At 44.8% G+C, this 6,675-nt stretch carries 6 protein-coding genes and 1 pseudogene; 2 read left to right on the forward strand and 5 right to left on the reverse strand.

Annotation, left to right across the window (positions count from 1 at the left end):
- Positions 1–167: 167 nt before the first annotated feature.
- Positions 168–422: pseudogene (locus QUA78_RS31210) on the forward strand (IS1 family transposase); the annotation flags it as partial.
- A 335-nt stretch (positions 423–757) separates the two neighbouring features.
- Positions 758–1,222: a hypothetical protein gene (locus tag QUA78_RS31215; protein ID WP_333306514.1), complete on the forward strand. Its 465-nt coding sequence runs from the start codon at positions 758–760 to the stop codon at positions 1,220–1,222.
- Between the two features lie 129 nt (positions 1,223–1,351).
- Here the strand turns inward: QUA78_RS31215 and sds are convergent, their stop codons facing one another.
- From sds to QUA78_RS31240, 5 genes are all read right to left on the reverse strand, one after another.
- The gene (sds, locus tag QUA78_RS31220; protein WP_333194074.1) at positions 1,352–2,323 is read right to left on the reverse strand and encodes a solanesyl diphosphate synthase; all 972 of its coding nucleotides are present in this window, start codon (positions 2,321–2,323) and stop codon (positions 1,352–1,354) included.
- 1,209 nt (positions 2,324–3,532) lie between these two features.
- Complete coding sequence (locus QUA78_RS31225; RefSeq protein WP_333306516.1) at positions 3,533–4,351, reverse strand: transposase; 819 nt, start codon at positions 4,349–4,351, stop codon at positions 3,533–3,535.
- Positions 4,308–4,841, reverse strand: a complete 534-nt coding sequence (locus tag QUA78_RS31230; protein WP_333306518.1) for a transposase — start codon at positions 4,839–4,841, stop codon at positions 4,308–4,310. The genes QUA78_RS31225 and QUA78_RS31230 overlap by 44 nt, the downstream gene beginning before the upstream one ends.
- A gap of 352 nt (positions 4,842–5,193) precedes the next feature.
- The gene (locus QUA78_RS31235; protein WP_333306520.1) at positions 5,194–5,940 is read right to left on the reverse strand and encodes a hypothetical protein; all 747 of its coding nucleotides are present in this window, start codon (positions 5,938–5,940) and stop codon (positions 5,194–5,196) included.
- A 46-nt stretch (positions 5,941–5,986) separates the two neighbouring features.
- Positions 5,987–6,136, reverse strand: a complete 150-nt coding sequence (locus QUA78_RS31240) for a hypothetical protein (RefSeq protein ID WP_333306521.1) — start codon at positions 6,134–6,136, stop codon at positions 5,987–5,989.
- Positions 6,137–6,675: the final 539 nt, after the last annotated feature.

A 6,675-nucleotide genomic window follows, 5' to 3' on the forward strand; every position in this document is an offset into this window, starting at 1 on the left:
TCCTTGGAAAATCACATTGGTGCAATTTGGTATTTCATCCATCACTACAACACATCATTACTTGTTTAGCACTACCATTTATTAATGCACACATTCACGTTTTTGTCAAATTAATTTAGATGCGTTTACCCTGGATGATGGGATTCACGTGCGCCCTGTTCCAGAGTCAATGTGCTTCTTGTTTTACAGACTTTTGGAACGCATACCAAAAAAACTTTCCATCCAAACGGCACAAAGCCGTAGGCAAAGAGAGCGGCAAGACATCCTATATAGAAAGATTCAATAATACAATCGGGCAAAGAATAGCTAGATTAGGGAAAAAAGTCCTTTAATTTTTTAAAAAACTTTCTAATCATATTGGCGCTATTTGGTATTTCATCCATCATTATAACGCTTCTTTACAACAAGTCAATAACGCTTAAAAACTTGACTATGCAGCACTACCGGAGAGACTAATGAACATTCTTTGAGATGTAATGTACTTTATTTCCATTTTTGTATATAATACCTAGTTTACTACGATTTAAGCCTTAACTAAACCGTATTGAACTATAGTGGAAATAGCTTGATGTGGCAAGTCTGTTTTTTAGAGCGCGGGGAATCAAGTCCGTCGTGCCGTTTGCCCGGCGGGATCGCGAGGGAGACGCTCGTGCCCCACATGGCGTACTATCTCTATGGGGCAGTGCTGGGTAATATATACTTGGACGCGCACCTGCCAACCTGAAATTTTTAATTTTAGATATCAAAGAACTGACTGATGGATTTAGACCAACAGATTCAAGCATTGATCGAAAAAGCTCCGCGCGACGGTTCGACGCCACAAATCTTACAGGCGATCGCCCCGGCCTTGGTGTTAATTGCCCAACAGCTACAGCACCTCGAATACTCGATCCTGCAAGCGGTAGACCAAAGTTGGGCGATCGTGGTTTTGAGCAATCTCAAGCAACCGGGACGGGAGAAGAGGGTGATTTATGCTTGGACCAGTCTTAAAGATGCGTCGCAGGCCGCGGCTGCTGCGGGCGATCTTCTCAGACCGGTGCTTTTGCCTGTCACTCACATATTATTTCAGATGATAGCTCTTGAAGGTCTTGACAGTATTGTTTTTTTTGAAAGTCCTGGCAATCAGGAAGTCGGAACCGAAATCCCTCGCGAGCAAGTGCAGAACTTAATTAACGTTTACTTGCAACAGTATCGAGCGGCTCCACCGCCCGATATTGCTTAAACAACTCAATTTCCTATTAATTGGTAATAGGGCATTAGACACTGGGCATCGGGCATTACTCATTACCAATTCCCCATTGCCAATTCCCCATTGCCAATTCCTCGTAAAGTGTATGTAACTTTTTCACCTTTAATAAAGTCGGCTCAAAACGTAATCTGCCAAGTCAATCAAAGCTTGGCGGGACTCAGAATGCGGCAGCGGAGCTAAGTATTCGACGGCTTTCTGTGCGTGATGCGTGGCTAGTTCTCGCGATCGCTCTATGCCTTTAGAATCTTTTACCAATGCCAGAGCCTGCTCTATATCTCCTTCTTCGGCGAACTCGCGTTCTATGAGAACTTCCAAGTAAGGCTTTTCTTCTAGGCCAAATAGCGCTGGCGCTGTCAGATTCCCGCTTCTGAGATCCGAGCCTGCGGGTTTCCCCAGAGTTTCCGTTGAAGCAGTGAAATCTAATATATCATCTACTATTTGAAAGGCTAAACCTATATTGCGCCCGTAGTTGTACAAATCGTCTGCTATTTCCGCTGAAACCTCGCTCAGACAGCCGGCTGCTTTGGAACTGTTGGCGATTAAAGACGCTGTTTTGTAGTAACTTTTTTCGAGGTACGCTTCGATCGATAAGCTGGTGTCAAATCCATTTAGTCCCTGTTGAATTTCCCCCTCAGCTAAATCCATAATCACTTCGGAAAGGAGTTTGACTACTGGTAGGTTGTCCAGATTTGCCAAATGCCAGGAAGATTGAGCAAACAGAAAATCTCCCGCCAATACTGCCACTCGGTTGTTAAACCGACTGTGTACCGTCGGTACTCCCCGCCGCAGATCTGACTCGTCTACCACGTCGTCGTGAACCAAACTTGCTGTGTGGATCATTTCCGTGATTTCAGCGAGGCGGCGGTGTTTTTCTGTGATTGGACGATCGGGCATAGTTGTCCGGGCTATTAACAGGACGATTGCGGGTCTCACCCGTTTTCCCTTTGTGCCGAATAAGTATTCTGCAGCCGCGTACAATATGGGATGACGGGCACCCACTAACTGTTTTAAGTTTTCTGTCAACAGTCGCAGGTCTTCTTCAACCGAGGAAAATAGGAGAGAGCTAGAGATCATGGATACGCCGACTCAAGCGGTAAAGTAACAAAATTTTACATATCATATCTTTATTTTAAGGTAATTCTCTGCAATAGGAAAGAATAATCTAGGCGATCGGCAGTTATTTGTCATCTGCAGCCGGATCGGAGTAACGCGACTGCCAGAGGCGAGTAGCCGGCTGCCGCAGGGGTTGCCCCTATTGTATAGAATTGTTAAGGACATTGCCAAAAAATCTCTAAATCCCAAAAACCCTGTGTTATTATAGGAATTAAGGATTTAAACAATTCTATACATTAAGTACAGCCAGACTGGCAGGTAGCTTGCAGGAGCCTGTAAGAGTTTCTTAGAGCCAGCCTTGTTAGTTGATCGCAGCGAAAATTTCTGGGAAAGATTTTTTGTTCCTCGTGGCTAAAATTTTTCAGGATTTAAGACTAGCGCATCTTATGTGCACGGTAGCTCAAAGCAGCTAAAGTGGATGGTTTTAGGCTGTTTAAGCATCTGTAAAGCAGTAAATCATTATTGACCGGGAACGCCTAAATGTTCCCGCAGACTTGATATGGAAAAGCAGCCTTCAGAACCAAGGCATGGTCTTGCGTGCTGACTTAATGTAGTAGGTCTTGAACTTGTCCTCCTCCTCCTAGTCGTAGACTTTTAGTTCTAATTATGATTTATCGCGATATTCCTCTAATTATTCCCATTCTGGCCGCCGGCTATGTAATGACTATTTATGTAATGCTGATGTTGGCCGAACGCAGCGCTAAAATAACTCGATTGGGCGAGTAGTGTACTGCTCGGCAGCCGAATCCGCCAGTAGCGCACTCGCTTCACCGTTGAGAATTCGGAATACTCAATAATAACCCTGCCTTGAATGCTTGTGCACAAAGGCAGGGTTATTATTTACAATTGCGGGCACAGTGATTTTCTGGGATAGGAGTTAGTGCAACACTTTGGACAGTTTCAGGGCTTAAGCATGGGGGCGCTTATTCCGGGTTTCTACGAAAAATTTTGCGGCGAAGAACGAGCAATATACGAATAAACCGGGTTGCTTCGGTCTGCGTGCGTAATACAATTTTCCTAAACTACTGCTACAGATAAACTCTCTAATATGAATGGATATCCCGTCAAAGAAGCAATCACTTTGTTACTGTAGTTTAGACTAAGACAGAATAAAGAGGTGCATTACTGTAAATTGAATGCACTCAAAAATCACAAATCACAAACTTCAGATTAAGGAGACTTTTTGTCGGGTTTTCTGGTTCGAGCAAACCCTTTTTTGACCACGGGATATCGAATTCTACGTCGTCGTTTACGTCCGGAAATCCAACCAGGAGATTTACCTCGAAGTTTGGGAGGTTGAGCAGGTGTACCTAACACCGCTAAAATGCTCCCAAACGATTGAGCCACCCGTCCAGGGGTAAGTTTGACCTGAGATTTCTGCCAAGGTAAAGGGCGCTGTGCCACAAGCTGACGAGCCAACCATAACTGCCAAGTGACAATCGGCATTAAATCACTCCACCGATCGCATTGAAGAGGTGTACTTAACTGAGGCACAGTCCAATGAAGGCGATTTTTGGCAAAACGATACCAGTGGTCAATCGCAAAGCGTCGTAAATAGAGTCGCCAAACTTCACCCGGTGGAGGCATTTTTAATCCCACAAATGCCAACCACATCGGTTTGTTCGTCTTAGCACAACCGTCGGTCGTCAGCCGTTCTACCAGCACAACGGACATCGGATGAGAAGGAGACAAACGAAAATGGTAATTGTGCCAAACCCGCACCCGCAATTGACCTAAATCAGGGTCATCAATCTCAACTTGTTGGGCAGGAGAACTCCAGGTTGTAGGATCGTTGAGTTTGAATTTATCGCCGTGAACTTTGGGTCTGCCTCGACCTTCATAAGCATCAGGTGCACCCCACAAACATAAATTCGAGCGCAGGCGCATCAGTTTATCTACAGGAAGCTCTGCGGTTTGATTGACGAAGGGCGCACAACCGTATTCACTATCCCACAACGACAGCGCTCTCGACTGCAGGTGGGAACTCACGCTCGATAATTGCTGCACAGAAGAGAGAGATGGGGCTGTCCCAACTGGTAATTCTTTCGTGCCTCAATGGCACGGCCCAACTCCCCTGTGCTTCGGGTATCCATGCTAATGTACTGTAGCCATATCCTACCGCGATCGGACGACCTCCTAATTGTGAAGGGGAATGTTCGTAAGTGCGTTCTTGGAGAGTTTTGGCAAAAGGTCTAGACCAACTCGTATGATCGCCTGCTAAGACAATAGGTTCTGACGGCGGGATTTGTGCGATGTAGAGCTTCATTAATTGTTCTCGATCGGGGCGAGTATCTTGTAGTGCCTCATAGACGCTCGACCATTGGCGACGAAAGACACAAGACAACGATAAATCGGCTAAACTTTGAGCTTTTCTGGTTAGCAAGAGGGCATCCATTAATTCAAAGGTAGCATCTTGCGCTTTACATAGATTTTTGTAGATTGCTTGACGAAACTGTTGCAATTGAGTGACAACATTCATAGCGGTCGATCGGGGTTGGTGATACTTCCCTATCTTCCGCCATCCGGCTCAACTCAGCCATGAGCTGACCCGGTATCTTTTGCCAATGGTCTCAACTCTCGAAAACTCAGGCGAACGTCATGCAGTTACCAGTGAGCGTACTGTTGTTATGGGTGATCGTAGAACCCTTTTTAGTCTTAACTCCTGTTGGGAGCATTAACATCAAAAGCGAGAGTTCACCAGTCAGTCCAAGAGAACCTCAACGGTCGCTGGTATCTATCCACTCGTTGAGCCTCATAGCTGGCTCGCCAGCGACCGTTGCCGTTCAAGATAAACGTTCGCCAGTTTAGACTAATAACGCTTTAAGGCTTACTTAGTCTAAACTCCAGTTAAATAGCTGCCACGATGTTGCTGACAGCAATTTAGCGTAGCTGCCATCTACGATCGGCACTTCAATGTTACGGGCTTTGAAGAGTGCTGGTTCTATTTTGAGAGCTTCACGCGCGGCAAACGGGAAAAATTTCAGTTCTCGCGTCGCCCAAACTGCCTCGATGATGGCAATGGAACCGCCCGCCGTAATATGGCTCCAAGGTTCGATTTCGTTATTAGAAGGAAAACCGACCATTGCACACAAATCCTTACCTACCAGCAACTCCAGCAAGGTTGTCGCTGTGGACATCTGGATGGTGAGTTGATTGGGATTGTGCAACATGGTGGCGAAATAGCCAAGCATTCCAGGCAACGTGGTGTCCCACAGTACGTGACCCTGGTAACGCATACTGAAATAGGGAGTTGCGTACTCGCGCAAATATTCCAGCAATTTGTTATAAGCGTCTGTCAAAGCACCCATCCCAGCACGATATTCTGGGGAGCTTTTTACTTCAGGAGTGATGGTTTCTGGATCGTCGGGCAGGTATGTCTGCCGATACTCGATAATGTGGTCTACAGCTTTGGCAATTAATTCTTTAAATTCAGCGCCATTTTCCGCCCGCGTACCCAGGAACCAAGTAGAAATATCTCCTGGTGGCTGAGGCGAATTGATGTTAGGAATTCCTGTGAGACGATTGATAGATAAATCACCGCTATCGTCTTGAATGAATTCGCTAAAGTTTTGGGACATACTTTCAACCATGTGGAGATCCTTTATAGACGTTAAAAAGTTCTGTTTAGAGTTGAGATCCTTCGCTTGTAAACCCTAAATAATCGGCTTTAGTCAAATCGTCCATAAAACCCACCAGCTTCTTGATATCGTCGGCTGTTAAGTTAAACGTCTTGGCTACCTGTAAATAGTTATCAACAACATCCCCATGAAACATGCTTTTAAGTTGGTAAAATTTGTTAGCGTCTTATTCGTTTTAAAAAGGTAGTTTAATATTGTTACGTACAGCTAGCTTTAGTATGGTAGCTGCTTGAATTGGACTTTATAAATGACAGTGTAATCCTGTTTTGAGAATGCGCTTGATAAACCCGTGATTGTTGTCAAATCAGCAAATCGGACATTGTTGATAAGTCGCTTTCCTAGCGACTCATCTGCAAGTATGCCCAGGGTAAACGCATCTTAACTTTAACCCAAAATATGCTACAGTTAGAGCCGACTAATTTTCTATGTAGTTTGTTATAGTTCATGAGTGCTATCAATGGCAAGAGGTTTTAGTAAAGCTGTAACTTCCCAACAAAAACAAACAGATTCATTGCCGTCAATGAATATTTTAAATGCCCGTTTTTTAGAACATTTTGCTTTCCTTGAAAGACCCAAGAATAGAAAGAAGTAAAGAACACTGGTAGAGTCGATAGGGGAATTTCTACCCCTACCTCTCCTTCAAAACGGAACGTGAAACTTTCGCTTCATTCCGCT

Source organism: Microcoleus sp. K4-B3 (assembly GCF_036704615.1).
Taxonomy (GTDB): domain Bacteria; phylum Cyanobacteriota; class Cyanobacteriia; order Cyanobacteriales; family Microcoleaceae; genus Microcoleus.

Coding starts and splice junctions, on each gene's coding strand:
- QUA78_RS31240 (WP_333306521.1), bottom strand. CDS start 6,136: ATGTTTCATGGGGATGTTGTTGATAACTATTTACAGGTAGCCAAGACG.
- QUA78_RS31230 (WP_333306518.1), bottom strand. CDS start 4,841: ATGAATGTTGTCACTCAATTGCAACAGTTTCGTCAAGCAATCTACAAA.
- sds (WP_333194074.1), bottom strand. CDS start 2,323: ATGATCTCTAGCTCTCTCCTATTTTCCTCGGTTGAAGAAGACCTGCGA.
- QUA78_RS31215 (WP_333306514.1), top strand. CDS start 758: ATGGATTTAGACCAACAGATTCAAGCATTGATCGAAAAAGCTCCGCGC.
- QUA78_RS31235 (WP_333306520.1), bottom strand. CDS start 5,940: ATGTCCCAAAACTTTAGCGAATTCATTCAAGACGATAGCGGTGATTTA.